This is a genomic window from Bacteroides sp. AM23-12, assembly GCF_003434395.1.
GTDB lineage: Bacteria > Bacteroidota > Bacteroidia > Bacteroidales > Bacteroidaceae > Bacteroides > Bacteroides thetaiotaomicron.
Window position 1 is genome coordinate 25,515 of record NZ_QTLF01000039.1, and the last position, 17,545, is coordinate 43,059.

The following is a 17,545-nucleotide window of genomic DNA, read 5'->3' on the forward strand; positions in this document are numbered from 1 at the left end:
TTTATGAAATATCTTATTACATTGCCATGGATGCCTTATCCTGCTACAGACGGAGGAAAGCAGGGGTCGTTTAATATGTTAATGGAGTTGCAGAATATGATAGATATAACTTTGATCTATCCTGTATTCTTTAAGAAACAAATGGCCTGTCAATATTTGTTGGAAAAACAATTACCAAAGGTTAAAGTTTACCCTTTTGAATATTATAAAAATAAAGATGGCATCAAGTCGCAATACTCATTATTTCGTCTGCACCGTATTATAACCCGGAAATTTTTGAAACAGCCATATTTGGCTACACCTATATATAAAGATGCTTATATTGATTTTGTAAATGAAATTATAAAAAAAGAGCGGATTGATATTGTTCAAAATGAATATTTTGAACAGCTATATATGGTTTATGCTATTCCTAATACTGTAAAGAAGGTGTTCATTCAACATGAAATTCAATACATTGCTAAGGAACGTCTGATTCAGCAGCGTGAATATCCTTCTAGCGTACGCTATTTAGCCACGATGCAACGGATACAGGAAATTAATGCGTTAAATGAATACGACCAAGTAATAACAATGACTGATATTGATAAGAATATCCTGATGTGTGATGGGGTAAGAGCACCTATTTCAGCTTCTCCTTCCTTTATTCCTTTACCTGATAATATAGCATATAAGGAATGTGAACGGAGTAGTATCTGTTTTATTGGTGGTTCTGGTCATAATCCAAACTTGAATGGAGTTACTTGGTTCTTAGATAATGTTTGGTCTTTGATACTCAAAGAAAATCCCAATTTTACTTTTAAAATTATAGGAAAATGGGATGAGAAAATTAAAACAGAATATCAGAAGAAGTATAGAAATTTGTTTTTTTGTGGCTTTGTAGATAACTTGGCTATGGTTATATCTGAATGTATTATGGTAATACCTATTTTAATAGGTAGCGGTATTCGTATGAAAATATTAGAATCGGTCAATTTCTATTCGCCTTTCGTTACTACCACAGTAGGTGTAGAAGGACTTGATTTTATAAATGGAAAAGAGTGTATCATAGCTGATGAGCCTCAAGCTTTTGCTACTGGTGTTTTAAAAATAGCAACAGATAAGGTTTTACAACATAATCTGACAAAAGCTGCTCATGAGAAACTAATGGAGATGTATTCACCGGAAGCTTCTGTACAGCGGCGCCTGAATATTTATAATGAAATGTTGAAACGATAATGAGATTATGAATTTATCGGTTGTTCTGTTTATACTAATAGTTGTATTTATTAAGTATTGGTTACTGCTATTTACTTCTCCTTTACTAATGGCTTATTGTTGGCTGCATCGTCGCAAAAACATGGCTAATCCTGAAGGTGAGGTGAGTGAAATTAGGGATTCTGGCATTACTTCTTCTTCTTGTTCTAAAAAAATGTTCAAACGAATAGATAAAAGAGGATTGATCAATATTGTGGATGGTTATTTTCGTTGGATGATCAAAATAATTTCGGATATTCCTTCACATCATATACGTGATTTCTTTTACAAGTATATTTTCTTGGTAAAAATGGAAAAGAATTCAGTATTATATTATGGAAGTGAAATTCGTGCACCATGGATGTTGATGATAGGAAAAGGTTCTGTCGTTGGAGATAATAGTATTCTGGATGCGAGGCGTGGAGGAATCTATATCGGTGAAAACGTTAATATTGCTTCTAATGTTTCTCTTTGGACAGGTGGTCATGATTATAATGATCCATACTTTCGATCTATGAAAACGAATCGTGGTCCTATTTATATAAAGAACCGTGTATGGATTGGCCCTAATGTAACAATTTTGCATAGTGTTACTATTGGGGAGGGAGCAGTGATAGCAGCTGGTGCCGTAGTTACTAAGGATATTCCGCCTTTTACTATATGTGGAGGAATACCAGCAAAAGTTTTGGCGCAACGTTCTATTGATTTGCGGTATACTTTGGGAGGGACATATCTTCATTTTCTATAAAGTTGATTAATGAAAAAATTAGCAATTGTAATACCTGCCTATAAGGTAGACTTCTTTGAGACTGTATTATTCTCTTTAGCGCAACAGACATGTAAAGATTTCACTGTTTATATTGGTGAGGATTGTAGTAGAGATGATTTTAAGAGTCTTATAGAACAATATTCGAAGCAATTGGATATTGTTTATAGAAGATTTGAAGTGAATTTTGGTGGGCATGATCTCGTTGCACAATGGAACCGTTGTATACAACTGACACAGAATGAGCCTTGGCTGTGGCTGTTTTCTGATGATGATATTATGGGGCCTCGTTGTGTAGAATATTTTTTTAATACAATAGCAATAGATAATGGAGCTTTTGACATTTATCATTTTGATGTAAAGATTGTTGATTGCGAAAATCAGATAGTGAGAATTCCAACTGTTTATCCATCGGTGATAGATAGTGAGACTTTTTATCGTCGGAAAGCGTCGGCTCGGTTAGATAGTTTTGTAGTAGAGTATATTTTTCTAAGGGATATTTATAATTGTACAGGTGGTTTTCAGCACTTTGATTTAGCATGGGGAAGTGATATAGCTACATGGGTGAAAATAGGAGCTGATAAAGGTATTAAAACTATTTCTGGAGATTATGTATATTGGCGTAAGAGCAAAAAAAATATAACACCTAATATGGATAATAAAATGGTGCTCCGGAAGCTTACTGCTGATATTGAGTTTACTCATTGGATAAATGAGTTCTTTCATAAATCATCTGTCTACCGATTTACAAAGTATGCTTTTTTTCGTTTAGTGGTACATTATTCTCAAGCAATCTCAAAATCTCAAATACGCCTCTTATTAGATAAGGCGGTTGGAAAAAATATTATTTCCTTCAATGATGCATTTATCATTAATTGGACATATCGTTTCATTCAGCTAGCTAAAAGAGTAAAGGATGTTCTATATTTTTGACTATATGAATAATTTATATATTTCAATAAAATGATTGTAAGAAGTAAAGCGCCATTACGTCTGGGATTGGCTGGTGGTGGAAGTGATGTATCACCTTATAGTGATATTTATGGAGGGTTGATTCTCAATGCAACAATTAATTTATATGCTTATTGTACTATTGAAGAGACCAACAGCGGTAGGATTGAGATTAATGCTTATGATGCACAATGTTGCAAAAGTTACCTTTCTATGTCTCAATTAGAGATTGATGGAGAAGCAAGTCTCATAAAAGGTGTGTATAACCGTATTATTCGTGATTATAGGCTTGAGCCTAAGTCATTCAAAATAACAACTTATAATGATGCGCCTGCTGGATCAGGATTAGGAACATCCTCTACTATGGTTGTTTGTATATTAAAGGCTTTTATTGAGTGGTTGTCACTTCCTTTAGGAGATTACGAGACGTCGCGTCTAGCTTATGAAATTGAACGTAAGGATTTGGGATTGAGTGGTGGTAAGCAAGATCAATATGCAGCAGCTTTTGGGGGATTCAATTATATGGAATTCTTGCAAAATGATTTGGTGATTGTTAATCCGCTAAAAATGAAACGTTGGATTGTGGATGAATTAGAGTCAAGTATGGTTCTATATTTTACAGGTCGTTCTCGTTCTTCTGCTGCTATTATTAATGAGCAGAAGAAAAATACGAGCGAAGGTAATCAAACCGCTATAGAGGCGATGCATAAGATTAAACAGAGTGCTATTGATACTAAATTAGCCTTGTTGAAGGGGGATGTTGGGGAGTTTGCTCGTATTTTGGGTGAAGGATGGGAAAATAAGAAGAAGATGGCTGGCGCCATTACTAATCCGATGATTCAAGAAGCTTTTGATGTAGCCACTGGTGCCGGTGCTATGGCCGGTAAGGTTAGTGGAGCAGGTGGGGGAGGATTTATCATGTTTGTGGTTGAGCCGACACGTAAAGAAGAAGTGGTACGGGCTTTAAATAATTTGAATGGTTTTGTTATGCCATTTCAGTTTATTGATGACGGTGCACACGGATGGAAGATTTATTCAACAGATAAAGTTCAGAAATAGATATAGCATAAGTATGGAAAGTATTGATATTGTAAGAAAACAAGTAGCGGAGAGTGAGCGAGTGAAAGCGGAACTTTCTAAAAATGAAGAAGTGATAGCGGCTATTGCTAAAGCGGCTGACGTATGTACTGAGGCCTATCGTCGAGGAAATAAAACGATGTTTGCGGGTAATGGGGGGAGTGCAGCTGATGCTCAGCATTTAGTCGGCGAATTTGTGAGTAAGTTTTATTTTGATCGTCCGGGAATTCCTTCAATAGCTTTAACTACGGATACCAGTGTTATTACAGCTATTGGTAATGATTATGGATATGATAAAATATTTGCACGCCAACTCCAGGCACAAGGTGTGGCAGGGGATGTTTTTATTGGTATTTCTACTTCAGGTAATTCGAAAAATATTGTAGATGCCTTGCCTATATGTAAAGAAAAGGGGATTACGACGATTGCTCTTACAGGTATGAAGTCTTGTAAAATGGATGATTTTGATATTGTCATTAAAGTTCCTAGTGCTGAAACCCCTCGTATACAGGAATGTCAAACATTAATAGGACATATTATTTGCTGTATTGTGGAAGAGAATATTTTCGGGGAAGAATATAATAAATAATTTTATGGAAGTTATCATATTAGCTGGTGGATTTGGGACTCGTTTGCGTAGTGTAGTAAATGAAGTACCCAAGTGTATGGCGCCAATAGCAAACAAACCTTTTTTGTGGTATTTACTGAAATATCTTACAAAATTTGATGTATCAAAAGTAATTCTATCTTTGGGTTATTTACGCGGTGTTATTATTGATTGGATTGATGAGTGTAAAGATGAGTTTCCTTTTGCTTTCGAATATGCCGTGGAGGACGAACCATTAGGGACAGGTGGAGGAATAAAACTAGCCTTAAAGAGAACTAGTAAACCTAATATTATTGTTTTGAATGGCGATACATTCTTTGATGTAAATTTGAATGAATTATATGAATGGCATTGTTTATATCCTTCATCAATCACACTGGCATTAAAGCCAATGGAAAACTTTGACCGTTACGGAAATGTACAGATATGTGAAGATACTAATCAGATTAGAAGATTTGATGAGAAAAAATATTGCGAGAAAGGCTTGATTAATGGTGGTATATATATTATCAATACATTAGAACCGATATTCAACAGACTACCGCAGAGATTTTCTTTTGAGACAGGAGTTCTTCAACCCCAATGTTTATTAGGAAAACTTTATGGTGTGGTGCAAAATGGATATTTTATTGATATTGGTATTCCCGAAGATTACGACAAGGCCAATGCGGAATTTTCAGATCTCCTTTTCTAAATAAATCTTTCTATAATGAGACTACAAGATATTGATGTAACTGGTTTTGAAACATTGTTGCTAGATCGTGATGGAGTGGTTAACAGACTTCGTCCAGATGACTATGTGAAAAAATGGGAAGAGTTTGAATTTCTTCCTGGAGTACTTGAAATTTTGAAAGTTTGGAATACCCATTTTAAATATATATTTATAGTGACTAATCAGCGTGGAGTAGGGAAGGAAATTATGAGTGAAGAGGATTTAAAACATATACATGAGCGAATGATTTCTGAAGTTAAGAATTATGGAGGGAGAATAGATAGAATTTATTATTGTACCGCTTTGACGGATTCTGATATTAACCGTAAACCGGGAATAGGTATGTTTCTTCAAATATTGAGAGATTATCCAGATATTGATAAAGCTAAGTGCCTTATGATAGGTGATAGTGATAGTGATATAAAATTTGCTAAGAATTGTGGTATTGTAGGAATTAAAGTTATATGAAAGAGAAAATTTTGTTTTTGACAGCATATGTTCCCAATAAGGCAGCAGCAGGTGAAAAAAACACTATGATAATGCTGAATGATTTAGCTTCATGTTATGATGTTGATTTGATTTATTTTAAATATGATTGGGAAAATGATTATGTGCCCGAAAGAGGAAATGTAAATACGAAACTAACAATTCGTAACTCGATAATGACTAAATTAAAAAATGTTTGCAACTTTCCTTTTGTTCATCCTACTTTTTCTATACGTTTTAATTGGCTGATACTTCGAAGAGTTAGGGATTTGCTTAAAATGAATCATTATAAAGTTGTGATTTTTAATCATAGTAATATGTTCTTGTATGGACGATATATTGATAAACGTATTCCTAAAATATTACTTTGCCATGATGTAATTGCACAACGTGTGCTTCGTTCTTCTTCATATTTAATGCAGAAGATATGTATTTTCTCGGAACGGATGTCCTTGAATCTGCCTAATGCTCATATTTTTTCTTTTTCACAAAAAGATTGTGACCTAATAAAACAGATTTATCATAAGGAAACTAATCTTTGTTTAGACTATATTGATGAACAAATTATTAATAAAAGTCCCGATAAAGTTGAGGATTATTTCACAATGTTTGGCGATTGGCGGCGTAAAGAAAATGCGGAAGGGGCTTTGTGGTTTATTAATACTGTAGGTCCATTATTGAGAAAAAAAGTACATATTAAAATCATAGGACGTGGATTTCCTAATAAAGATGTGAAAAATATAGTTCCGAATTTGAATTTAGATATTCTTGGCTTTGTAGATGATCCATATAAGATTTTATCTCAGAGTAAAGCTTTGATATCCCCATTGTTTACAGGGGCAGGTATTAAAGTCAAGGTTATAGAAGCTTTGGCATGTGGCATTCCTGTTATTGGAACTGATATTGCTTTTGAAGGTCTTCCTCCTTTATTTAATTCCTTTATGCTCATTGCTGAGACGCCAAAGGATTATATTAGATGTATGGAATGTCTCAATATGAATATAGATGAAAGAATAAAAACGAAAGAAATGTTTATTAAGACATATCAATCGGATTCCATAACAAACTATATTAAAAGGATTTGAGTGATTTATTGTTGATATGTGTGAGTTTATTGTTTAGTCTTTACTACCAGATTTAATATAACTACAATCATATAGTGAAAGTCTATATATTTAGTTTAATAGATATATTATTTGGAATTAATTTATTCAATTTTCCTTTGTTAATCCTCGATAAATATGATTGATATTTCTATTATTACGGTCGGTATGAACCATCTTTTATACCTTAAAGTATTATTACGTTCTTTATATAAAGAGAATATTCCTCAAGCAAGTATTGAAATGATTTATGTGGATAATTGTTCATCAGATGGTACTGTTGAATATATCCGACAAAATTATCCTCAAGTAAGGATCGTTGAGAATCAAAAACCTTTAGGATTTGGAGAAAATAATAATAAAGGAGTATTAGCCTCAATAGGGAAATATATTGCTATTATTAATCCGGATATTGTTTTGCATAAAGGGAGTTTAGATTTTCTATATGAATATGTTGAAAAGCATCCTATTATAGGCATTACTGTACCAAAACTATTGAATCCAGATGGGACAGTTCAATATTCTGTGAGAAGTTTTATTACATTAAAAGTTCTGTTCTCTCGATTTTTATCTAAAGGTAATGATCAAACAACCAGTAAGATAGTGAATAAGTATCTTTGTAAAAACATGGATACAACAAAGATACAACCTGTAGATTGGGCTATTGGCGCAGCATTATTTATGCGGAGAGATTTTTATGCTTTTTTAGGCGGGTTTGATCAGAATTATTTTTTATATATGGAAGATGAAGATATTTGTCTTCGATCTTGGAAATGTAATCGTCCTGTCGTTTATTTTCCTGAATCTATAATGACTCATAACCATCTTCGTGGAAGTTCTAAAATCGGTCGAAAGGCGCTTCTTCATTTACAGAGTATGTTTGTTTTCTTTAAGAAACATGGATGTTCGATTGGAAGCTTTTGTTCTAAAATGCAAGCTTGCTCAAAACTAGAATATTATTAGAAGAATAAATGTGGTTTTATAGAAATAATATTAAAATCTATTATATAACATCGTTCTATGCAGGAGATCCAACGTTTTAATAAAGTTTTAAAATCTTGTGTCCTTTTTGGGGATATAATTTTGTTGAATTCATTGCTATGGGGATTTGAACTGGTTTTGGGCAGTCGCTTTTATTCTGGTAATTTAACTTCTCTTTATCAAGGGATGGTTCTGCTTAGTCTATGCTATCTGGTTTGCAATATTCAATCAGGGGTTATTTTGCATCATCCAGTTGTTCGTCCAGAACAGATTATGATTCGTGTACTTCGTAATATGGTTCCTTTTATTTTATTTTCCATTTGCTTTTTGTCTCTTTTCCATTTTGAATTTTTCCGCTCTCGGTTGTTCGGATTGTTTTATGTTGCTTTACTGATCATCTTGATTTGTTATCGTCTTGCTTTTCGTTATTTTTTGGAGCTTTATCGTGAAAAAGGAGGAAATGTTCGCATGGTTGTATTGGTGGGCAGTCACGAGAATATGCAGGAACTTTACCATTCAATGACAGATGATCCAACTTCAGGCTACCGTGTAATGGGATATTTTGAAGATTCCCCATCCGATTATTATCCGGAAGAAGTTGCATATTTGGGACAGCCGAAAGAGGCGATTGAGTATTTAGAAAGAAATTCAGGTAAAATTGCACAACTCTACTGTAGTCTTCCTTCTGTACGGAGTGCGGAGATTGTTCCGATCATTAATTATTGCGAGAACCACTTGGTGCGTTTTTTTAGTGTTCCCAATGTCCGTAACTATTTAAAGCGCAGGATGTATTTTGATTTATTAGGTAATGTACCAGTATTATCTATTCGTCGTGAACCATTGGAACTTCGTGAGAATCGTGTTTTAAAACGATTTTTTGATATAATATTTTCATTGATATTCTTGTGTACTATTTTCCCTTTTGTTTATATAATAATAGGGATTGCTATTAAAATCAGCTCGCCGGGGCCCATTTTTTTTAAACAGAAACGTAGTGGTGAAGACGGTCGTGAATTTTGGTGTTACAAATTTCGTTCTATGCGAGTAAATGCACAATGTGATGTTCTTCAAGCTACAGCAAATGATCCTCGTAAAACACGTATAGGTGAGTTTATTCGTAAAACGAGTATTGATGAATTGCCTCAGTTTATTAATGTATTGATGGGTGATATGTCTGTTGTTGGTCCTCGCCCCCATATGCTGAAACATACAGAGGAATATGCCCAAGTGATTAATAAATTTATGGTTCGTCATTTTGTGAAGCCTGGTATAACTGGTTGGGCGCAAGTAACAGGCTATCGTGGAGAGACTAAAGAACTTTGGCAAATGGAAGGACGGGTTAGTCGTGATATTTGGTATATTGAGCATTGGACGTTTATGCTTGATTTGTATATTATTTATAAAACAGTATATAATGCTATTCATGGAGAAAAAGAAGCGTATTAATTAGTAATAAAACAACAAAGTATAAAAGAATAGATATCTAATTCATCACAGTTATGAGAATATTGAATAAATTGATTTTTGTAGTGTTACTGCCTTTTCTGTTTACGGCCTGCCAGTCCTACAAGAAAGTACCTTATTTGCAGGATACAGAAGTAGTAAATCAAATAGAACAGAAAGAGAATTTGTATGATGCAAAGATCATGCCTAAAGATTTGTTGACTATCGTAGTTTCCTGTACTAGTCCGGAGTTGGCTGCACCATTTAATTTGACAGTTGCCAGTCCAACAAATTTGTCTGTTACTAATATTTTAGCTACTACACAACCCGTGTTACAAACTTACTTGGTAGATAATGAAGGAAAGATTTTTTTTCCTGTATTGGGAGAGTTAAAACTAGGTGGTTTGACAAAGAAACAGGCAGAACAAATGGTTGTAGAAAAGTTGAAACCCTATATGAAAGAAACGCCTATCGTTACAGTGCGTATGGTAAATTATAAAATCTCAGTGATAGGTGAAGTCACTCGTCCGGGTACTTTTACTATTTCTAATGAAAAAGTCAATTTATTGGAGGCGCTTGCTATGGCAGGGGATATGACGGTGTATGGCTTGCGGGATAATGTAAAACTGATTCGTGAAGATGCCACAGGTAAGCAAGAAATTATAACTCTTGATTTGAATAAATCAGAAACAATTCTTTCTCCATATTATTGGCTACAGCAAAATGATGTCGTTTATGTAACCCCTAATAAGGCAAAAGCTCGTAACTCGGATATTGGGAATAGTACGAGTCTATGGTTCTCTGCTACATCTATCCTAGTTTCTCTTGCCAGCTTATTATTTAATATTTTAAAATAACGTTTTGAAAAAATGAAAGAAGAAATAGTAAACGAAAGACAGTGTGAAACTGAGGACGAGAAAATAGATATTCAACAATTACTTTTTAAATATATTATTCATTGGCCGTGGTTTGTCGGTGCCGTTTTAGTTTGTCTTATTGGAGCTTGGATATATTTGCGTATGGCCACTCCTGTTTATAATATATCGGCAACAGTTTTGATAAAGGATGACAAAAAAGGTGGCAATACAGGAAGTATGGTAGGACTGGAAGAATTAGGGTTAAGTGGCTTGATTAGTTCTTCTCAGAATATAGATAATGAACTTGAAGTTTTACGTTCAAAGACTTTAGTGAAAGAAGTAATCAATCTGTTAAACTTATATGTATCATATACAGATGAAGATGGATTTCCTTCAAAGAATATGTATAAAACTTCTCCTGTTTTAGTTAGTTTGACTCCGCAAGAAGCTGAGAAACTAACTGATCCTATGGTTGTTGAGATGGCGTTGTATGGAGAAGGTGGTTTGGAGGTAAATGTTACAGTTGGTGATAAAGAATACCAAAAGCATTTTGAGAAATTGCCAGCTGTATTCCCGATGGATGAGGGAACTTTAGCTTTTTTTCAATCGCCAGATTCCTTATCATTGAAGAAAGATACAATGGAAGCGTCTTCAAATATACGGCATATTACGGCTAAGATTAAATCACCTATGAAAGTAGCACGGGCGTATTGTGAAAATCTAAAAATTGAGCCTACTTCTAAAACGACTTCGGTAGCTGTGATTTCATTGAAGAACTCTAGTTTGCAACGTGGGCAAGATTTTATCAATCAATTATTAGAAATGTATAACCGTAATACGAATAATGATAAAAATGAGATTGCTCAAAAGACTGCTGAATTTATAGATGAACGTATTAATATTATTTCTAAGGAGCTTGGGAGTACAGAGGCAAATCTTGAGAATTTTAAACGTAATGCCGGTATTACCGACTTGACTAGTGAAGCGCAAATTGCCTTGACCGGTAACGCCGAGTATGAAAAGAAGAGAGTAGAGAACCGGACACAAATCAGCCTTATTGAAGATTTGCGGAAATATATAAGAGGAAATGAATACGAAGTTCTTCCGGGTAATATAGGCTTGCAAGATCCAGGATTGGTTGCAACGATTGAACGATATAATGAAATGTTAGTTGAACGGAAGCGCTTATTACGTACTTCTACAGAAAATAATCCTACGATTATCAATCTGGATACAAGCATCCGTGCCATGAAGTCGAATGTGCAGGCGACCCTTGACGGATCATTGAAAGGTTTATTAATTACAAAAGCTGATCTTGAACGTGAAGCAAGCCGTTTTTCTCGTCGTATTAGTGATGCTCCCGGACAAGAACGTCAGTTTGTAAGTATTGCCCGTCAACAGGAAATCAAAGCCGGACTGTATTTGATGCTTTTACAAAAGCGTGAGGAGAACGCCATAGCATTGGCAGCTACTGCAAACAATGCAAAAATCATTGATGAAGCTATCGCTGATGATATCCCTGTTTCTCCTAAGCGTAGAATGATTTATCTGATCGCTTTAGTATTAGGCATTGGCATCCCCGTAGGCATCATCTACCTGATCGGCCTGACCAAGTTCAAACTCGAAGGTCGTGCAGATGTCGAGAAACTGACAACTATTCCTATCGTCGGTGATATCCCATTAACCGACGAGAAGAACGAAAAAGACGGTTCTATTGCCGTCTTTGAGAATCAGAACAACCTGATGAGCGAGACCTTCCGAAACATCCGTACCAACCTTCAGTTCATGCTTCAGAATGACAAGAAAGTGATTCTTGTGACTTCTACCGTCAGTGGAGAAGGAAAATCATTTATCTCCGCCAATTTAGCCATCAGTCTCTCTTTATTAGGAAAGAAAGTAGTAATCGTAGGGCTTGATATCCGCAAACCGGGATTGAATAAAGTCTTCCGTCTTTCGACGAAAGAGAAGGGGATTACCTTATACCTTGCAAACCCGGAAACAGATTTGATGAGTCTGGTACAACCTTCGGATATTAATCAGAATCTGTATATACTTCCCGGTGGAACGGTTCCTCCTAATCCGACCGAGCTGTTAGCGCGTGATGGTCTGGACAAGGCAATAGAGATATTGAAGAAGAGCTTTGACTATGTGGTTCTGGATACCGCACCGGTAGGTATGGTTACCGATACCTTGTTGATCGGTCGTGTAGCGGACTTGTCCGTCTACGTATGCCGTGCCGACTATACTCATAAAGTAGAGTATACATTGATCAACGAACTTGCCGAAGAAAAGAAACTGCCTAACCTGTGTACTGTAATCAATGGCGTAGACCTGAAACGCAGGAAGTATGGCTACTACTACGGCTACGGTAAATATGGCAAGTACTATGGATATGGCAAACGCTATGGCTACGGATACGGTTACGGACAGGAAAAAGGTGCTAAATCGTAATCCGGTTCTAAGAATAAACCTGAGAATAAACGATAGCCCGTTTCAATCTGATTGACCACAGTATATCCCCCAAGATATAGTCAGTCAGATATAGCCGACCGCTTGATTTTCCCCAATCAAGCGGTTTGTTGTATTCATCTACGTTGACAATATAATTTTTATATCCCATATCAAAGAAAAGCGGGTATCCGGACAACCAGATGCCCGCTTTTTTTGTTATATTTGTATTATCCCTTAAAAAATGATAATTATGAAACAACACTACAGACTTACTATTTGGAGCCTTTTCTTTCTGATCACTTCCAGTGGAAGTGCCTTTGCCCAGAGAAAAACGATCACTCCGATAGACTCTCTGATAACGGTAGGATATGCCACCGGAAGTTTAAAAACCATATCCGGATCAGTGGAGAAAATCACGGAGACACAGATGAATAAAGACCAGATCACGAATCCGCTGGAAGCCATACGCGGACGAGTACCGGGTCTGACCATCCAGCGTGGGACAAACGGTCCCGCCGCCTTAGATGCAGTCCGCCTGCGAGGAACCACCTCATTGACCAGCGGAAACGACCCGCTGATTATCGTCGATGGAGTCTTCGGCGATTTGAGTATGCTTACCTCCATTTATCCTACAGACATAGAGAGCTTCACCATCCTGAAAGACGCTTCCGAAACGGCACAGTACGGATCACGAGGCGCCTCCGGTGTCATCGAAATCACCACCAAGAAGGGCATGAGCGGTAAAACGCAAGTGAGTTATAACGGCATCTTCGGTATATCCACCGTCTATAAGAATCTGAAAATGCTGTCAGCAGATGACTTCCGCTGGGTCGCATCTGAACGTGGCATCTCCATACTGGACAAAGGAAACAACACCGACTTCCAGAAAGAGATAGAACAGACAGGATTGCAACAGAACCACCACATCGCCTTTTATGGAGGCTCGAATGAATCCAGCTACCGTGTCTCCCTCGGTTTCATGGACCGTCAGGGAGTCATACTGAACGAGGACATGAAGAACTTCACCTCTAATATGAACATGACCCAAAGGATGTTCGACGGTTTTCTGAACTGCGAACTGGGCATGTTCGGTTCTATCCAGAAGAATCACAATCTGGTAGACCTTCAGAAAACCTTCTATTCTGCCGCCACTTTCAATCCCACATACCCCAATCACAAAGACCCCGATTCCGGTTCATGGGACGGAATCACTACCGCCAGTCAGATCACGAATCCGTTGGCATGGATGGAAGTACAGGATCATGACGCCACCTCGCATATCAGTACTCACGCTCGTCTGACTTTCAATTTGATGGACGAACTGAAACTGGTTCTCTTCGGTGCTTATACCTATAACATAGTCGAAAATTCCCAATACCTGCCCACCTCCGTCTGGGCGCACGGACAGGCATACAAAGGCACGAAAAAGATGGAATCCCTCCTGGGTAACATGATGCTGACCTACAAGAAAGGCTGGAAGAAGCATTACTTCGACGCGCTGGCACTGGCGGAACTCCAGAAGGAGACATACACCGGATTCTATACCACAGTCACCAACTTCAATACAGATAAATTCGGCTACCACAACCTGCAAGCCGGTGCTCTCCGTCCGTGGGAGGGAACCAACTCGTACTACGAGCAACCGCATCTGGCCTCCTTCATGGGACGCTTCAACTACACCTATGCCGACCGCTACAGTCTGACAATGACCGCCCGTACCGATGCCTCCTCCAAATTCGGAGCCAATCACAAATGGGGATTCTTTCCCTCCGTCTCCGCTGCATGGGTGATCAGTGAGGAAAAGTTCATGAAACGCCTCCCCGTGATTGATAATCTGAAGTTCCGTATAGGTTACGGTTTGGCTGGCAATCAGAGCGGTATCGACTCCTACACCACGCTGAGCCTTGTCAAACCGAACGGAGTGATTCCCGTAGGAAACTCGGCAGCCGTGTCATTGGGAGACTTGCGAAACACGAATCCCGACTTGAAATGGGAAGTGAAACATACCTTCAATACAGGTATTGACCTTGCCATGTTCGGCAACCGCCTGCTGCTCTCCGCCAATTATTACAACTCCAAAACGACGGATATGCTCTACCTCTACAACGTAAGCGTGCCGCCCTTTACCTACAACACCCTGCTGGCGAATATCGGCTCCATGCGCAACAGCGGTCTGGAGATAGCCATCGGCATCACCCCGTTGAAGACGCAGGACATGGAACTGAACATCAATGCCAACATCACCTTCCAGCAGAACAAGTTGCTTTCTCTGAGCGGTATGTACAATGGCGAACTGATTTCCGCCCCCGAATACAAGAGTCTTGCCAGCCTCGACGGAGCCGGCTTTCACGGAGGTTATAACCACATCGTTTACCAAGTAGTAGGCCAGCCGCTGGGTGTCTTCTACCTGCCACGTGCCAACGGACTCGTTTCCGATGGAAACGGCGGCTACACCTATGACATAGCCGATCTCAATGGCGGCGGCGTCAGCCTCGAAGATGGCGAAGACCGCTATGTAGCCGGGCAAGCCGTACCAAAAACGATTCTCGGATCGAACCTCAGTTTCCGCTACAAGCGTTTCGATATTTCAGTACAGATCAACGGCGCCTTCGGACACAAAATATACAACGGAACCTCCCTGACCTATATGAACATGAATATATTCCCCGACTACAATGTGATGCAGGAAGCTCCCGCACGCAATATCAAAGACCAGACCGCCACCGACTACTGGCTGGAAAACGGAGCGTATGTCAATTTCGACTACGTGACACTCGGCTGGAACGTACCGATAGAAAAGGTGCAGAAACTAAAGAAATATGTTCGCTCCCTGCGACTGGCATTTACAGTCAACAACCTTGCGACGATTTCCGGCTATTCAGGTCTTTCGCCCATGATCAACAGCTCGACGGTCAACTCCACTTTGGGGCTGGACGATAAACGCGGATATCCGTTAGCGCGGACTTACACGTTGGGATTGAGTATTAACTTTTAACGGAGGAGGAAAACGATAATGAAAAAGATAAAGCGATATTTGCAGCAGCAAGGATGGTATTTAGAGAGTAAATCTCTATATGATGGAAAAGCAACTCTGCTTGGGGGGAATCTGCTTGAGGGGAAAATGAACCTGAAAAAAACAGTTGTCTTTCTTATTGTGTGCATTACCTTCTTCTCGTGCGACAAGTTTCTGGAAGAGAGTCCCAGAGACAAACTGCCGGAAGATGAAGTCTACAACAATATCTCGGATGTATATCTGAATGCCGTAGCCTCACTTTACACCTACATCGGCGGTTATAGCGACAGTCAGGGATTGCAGGGGACGGGTAGGGGAGTCTATGACCTGAACACCTTCACCACCGACGAAGCCATTATCCCCACCCGTGGCGGCGATTGGTACGACGGCGGCTTTTGGCAAGGTCTGTTCCTGCACCAATGGGGAATAGAAAACGATGCCATCCAAGCCACTTGGGAATATCTTTATAAAGTGGTGATGCTGTCCAACAAATCCCTCGAACGAATAGACAAATTCAGTGCTACCCACGCAGACGCCGAACTTCCCGCCTATCGTGCCGAAGTACGCGCCATGCGGGCGATGTATTACTATTATCTGATGGATCTGTTCGGACGTGTCCCGCTTGTACTTACCTCATCCCCGTCGATGAAAGACGTAGTGCAGAGTGAACGGAAAACGATATTCGACTTTGTATTCAAAGAACTGCAAGAATCCGCCCCTTTGCTGGCTGAAGTCCACAGCAACCAGTCCGGTCCGTATTACGGACGAATCACCCGTCCTGTAGTTGTTTTCCTCTTGGCAAAACTTGCCTTGAATGCCGAAGTCTATACCGACAACGACTGGACGGACGGCCAGCGTCCCGACGGAAAGAATCTCTTTTTCGAAGTAGACGGCAACCGCCTCAATGCCTGGCAGACGGTTATCGCTTACTGTGACCAACTGCAAGAAATGGGCTATCGTCTGGAACCGGATTACAAAACCAACTTTGCCGTATTCAATGAACCGTCTGTTGAGAATATCTTCACCATCCCGATGAACAAGACCTTGTACACCAACCAGATGCAATACCTTTTCCGTTCCCGCCATTACAATCACGCCAAAGCCTACGGACTGAGCGGTGAAAACGGACCGAGCGCTACTATCGAAGTTCTGGAAACCTTCGGCTATGAAACAGCGCAACAGGACCCGCGTTTCGATATCTGCTATTTTGCCGGAGTCGTATATGATTTAAAAGGAAATATAGTCCGTCTGGACGATGGAACCGTTCTCGAATATTTGCCGTGGAAAGTCGAACTGGATATCTCGAATACTCCCTATGAGCAGACGGCAGGAGCACGCATGAAAAAGTACGAAGTAGACGAAACGGCTACCAAGGACGGTAAACTGATGGAAAACGACATTGTACTGTTCCGTTATGCAGATGTCCTGTTGATGAAGAGCGAAGCAAAGATTCGTAATGGGGAAGACGGAGATGCCGAACTGAACGAAGTACGCGGGCGTGTCAACGCTTCCTCCCGAACGGCTACATTAGAAAATATCCTTGCCGAACGACAGCTCGAACTGGCTTGGGAAGGTTGGCGACGGCAGGATCTGATTCGCTTCGGAGCGTTCACGAGAGCATACAGCAGTCGTCCGCAACTTCCCGATGAGAACAATGGATATACCACCGTATTCCCGATTCCGGAAAAGATACGGGTAATGAATACAAAACTGGAGCAGAATCCGGGATATTAGCTGGTTTCATCCATTTATAATATCCAATACAAACTAAAAGAGTGTGTGTCAAGCCAATAGTAACTAAAATGGGGTGACTATTGACTTTTGACACATTTACATTTGCAGTATTAAATATCACAACAAAA

The 17,545-nt window shown here is 38.9% G+C and carries 14 protein-coding genes; all 14 read left to right on the top strand.

Annotated features, from left to right (window positions below):
• The first annotated feature begins 3 nt into the window (after window positions 1-3).
• Window positions 4-1,218, top strand: a complete 1,215-nt coding sequence (locus DW640_RS20705; RefSeq protein WP_008766015.1) for a glycosyltransferase family 4 protein — start codon at window positions 4-6, stop codon at window positions 1,216-1,218.
• Between the two features lie 7 nt (window positions 1,219-1,225).
• On the top strand, window positions 1,226-1,984 hold the full coding sequence (locus tag DW640_RS20710; RefSeq protein WP_022470451.1) for a DapH/DapD/GlmU-related protein: 759 nt from the start codon (window positions 1,226-1,228) through the stop codon (window positions 1,982-1,984).
• A gap of 9 nt (window positions 1,985-1,993) precedes the next feature.
• Window positions 1,994-2,935, top strand: a complete 942-nt coding sequence (locus tag DW640_RS20715) for a glycosyltransferase family 2 protein (RefSeq protein ID WP_008766013.1) — start codon at window positions 1,994-1,996, stop codon at window positions 2,933-2,935.
• 30 nt (window positions 2,936-2,965) lie between these two features.
• Entirely contained in the window at window positions 2,966-4,012 is a 1,047-nt protein-coding gene (locus tag DW640_RS20720) for a dehydrogenase (protein ID WP_008766012.1), read from the top strand.
• 13 nt (window positions 4,013-4,025) lie between these two features.
• The gene (locus tag DW640_RS20725) at window positions 4,026-4,619 is read left to right on the top strand and encodes an SIS domain-containing protein (RefSeq protein WP_008766011.1); all 594 of its coding nucleotides are present in this window, start codon (window positions 4,026-4,028) and stop codon (window positions 4,617-4,619) included.
• A 4-nt stretch (window positions 4,620-4,623) separates the two neighbouring features.
• Window positions 4,624-5,331: a nucleotidyltransferase family protein gene (locus tag DW640_RS20730; RefSeq protein WP_008766010.1), complete on the top strand. Its 708-nt coding sequence runs from the start codon at window positions 4,624-4,626 to the stop codon at window positions 5,329-5,331.
• 15 nt (window positions 5,332-5,346) lie between these two features.
• On the top strand, window positions 5,347-5,817 hold the full coding sequence (gene gmhB, locus DW640_RS20735) for a D-glycero-alpha-D-manno-heptose-1,7-bisphosphate 7-phosphatase (RefSeq protein ID WP_008766009.1): 471 nt from the start codon (window positions 5,347-5,349) through the stop codon (window positions 5,815-5,817).
• Window positions 5,814-6,920, top strand: coding sequence for a glycosyltransferase (locus DW640_RS20740; protein ID WP_008766008.1), 1,107 nt, complete (start codon window positions 5,814-5,816; stop codon window positions 6,918-6,920). The genes gmhB and DW640_RS20740 overlap by 4 nt, the downstream gene beginning before the upstream one ends.
• Before the next feature lie 156 nt (window positions 6,921-7,076).
• Window positions 7,077-7,901, top strand: a complete 825-nt coding sequence (locus DW640_RS20745) for a glycosyltransferase family 2 protein (RefSeq protein ID WP_008766007.1) — start codon at window positions 7,077-7,079, stop codon at window positions 7,899-7,901.
• A gap of 57 nt (window positions 7,902-7,958) precedes the next feature.
• Window positions 7,959-9,365, top strand: a complete 1,407-nt coding sequence (locus DW640_RS20750) for an undecaprenyl-phosphate glucose phosphotransferase (protein WP_008766006.1) — start codon at window positions 7,959-7,961, stop codon at window positions 9,363-9,365.
• A 53-nt stretch (window positions 9,366-9,418) separates the two neighbouring features.
• Entirely contained in the window at window positions 9,419-10,219 is an 801-nt protein-coding gene (locus DW640_RS20755) for a polysaccharide biosynthesis/export family protein (RefSeq protein ID WP_008766005.1), read from the top strand.
• Between the two features lie 12 nt (window positions 10,220-10,231).
• Window positions 10,232-12,670 carry a polysaccharide biosynthesis tyrosine autokinase gene (locus tag DW640_RS20760; RefSeq protein ID WP_117578903.1) on the top strand — a complete coding sequence of 813 codons (2,439 nt, stop codon included), beginning with the start codon at window positions 10,232-10,234 and terminating at the stop codon, window positions 12,668-12,670.
• A 250-nt stretch (window positions 12,671-12,920) separates the two neighbouring features.
• Complete coding sequence (locus tag DW640_RS20770; RefSeq protein WP_008766003.1) at window positions 12,921-15,665, top strand: SusC/RagA family TonB-linked outer membrane protein; 2,745 nt, start codon at window positions 12,921-12,923, stop codon at window positions 15,663-15,665.
• Window positions 15,666-15,683: 18 nt separating this feature from the next.
• A complete protein-coding gene (locus DW640_RS20775) occupies window positions 15,684-17,417 on the top strand; it encodes a RagB/SusD family nutrient uptake outer membrane protein (RefSeq protein WP_117578904.1) in 1,734 nt (577 codons plus the stop codon).
• Window positions 17,418-17,545: the final 128 nt, after the last annotated feature.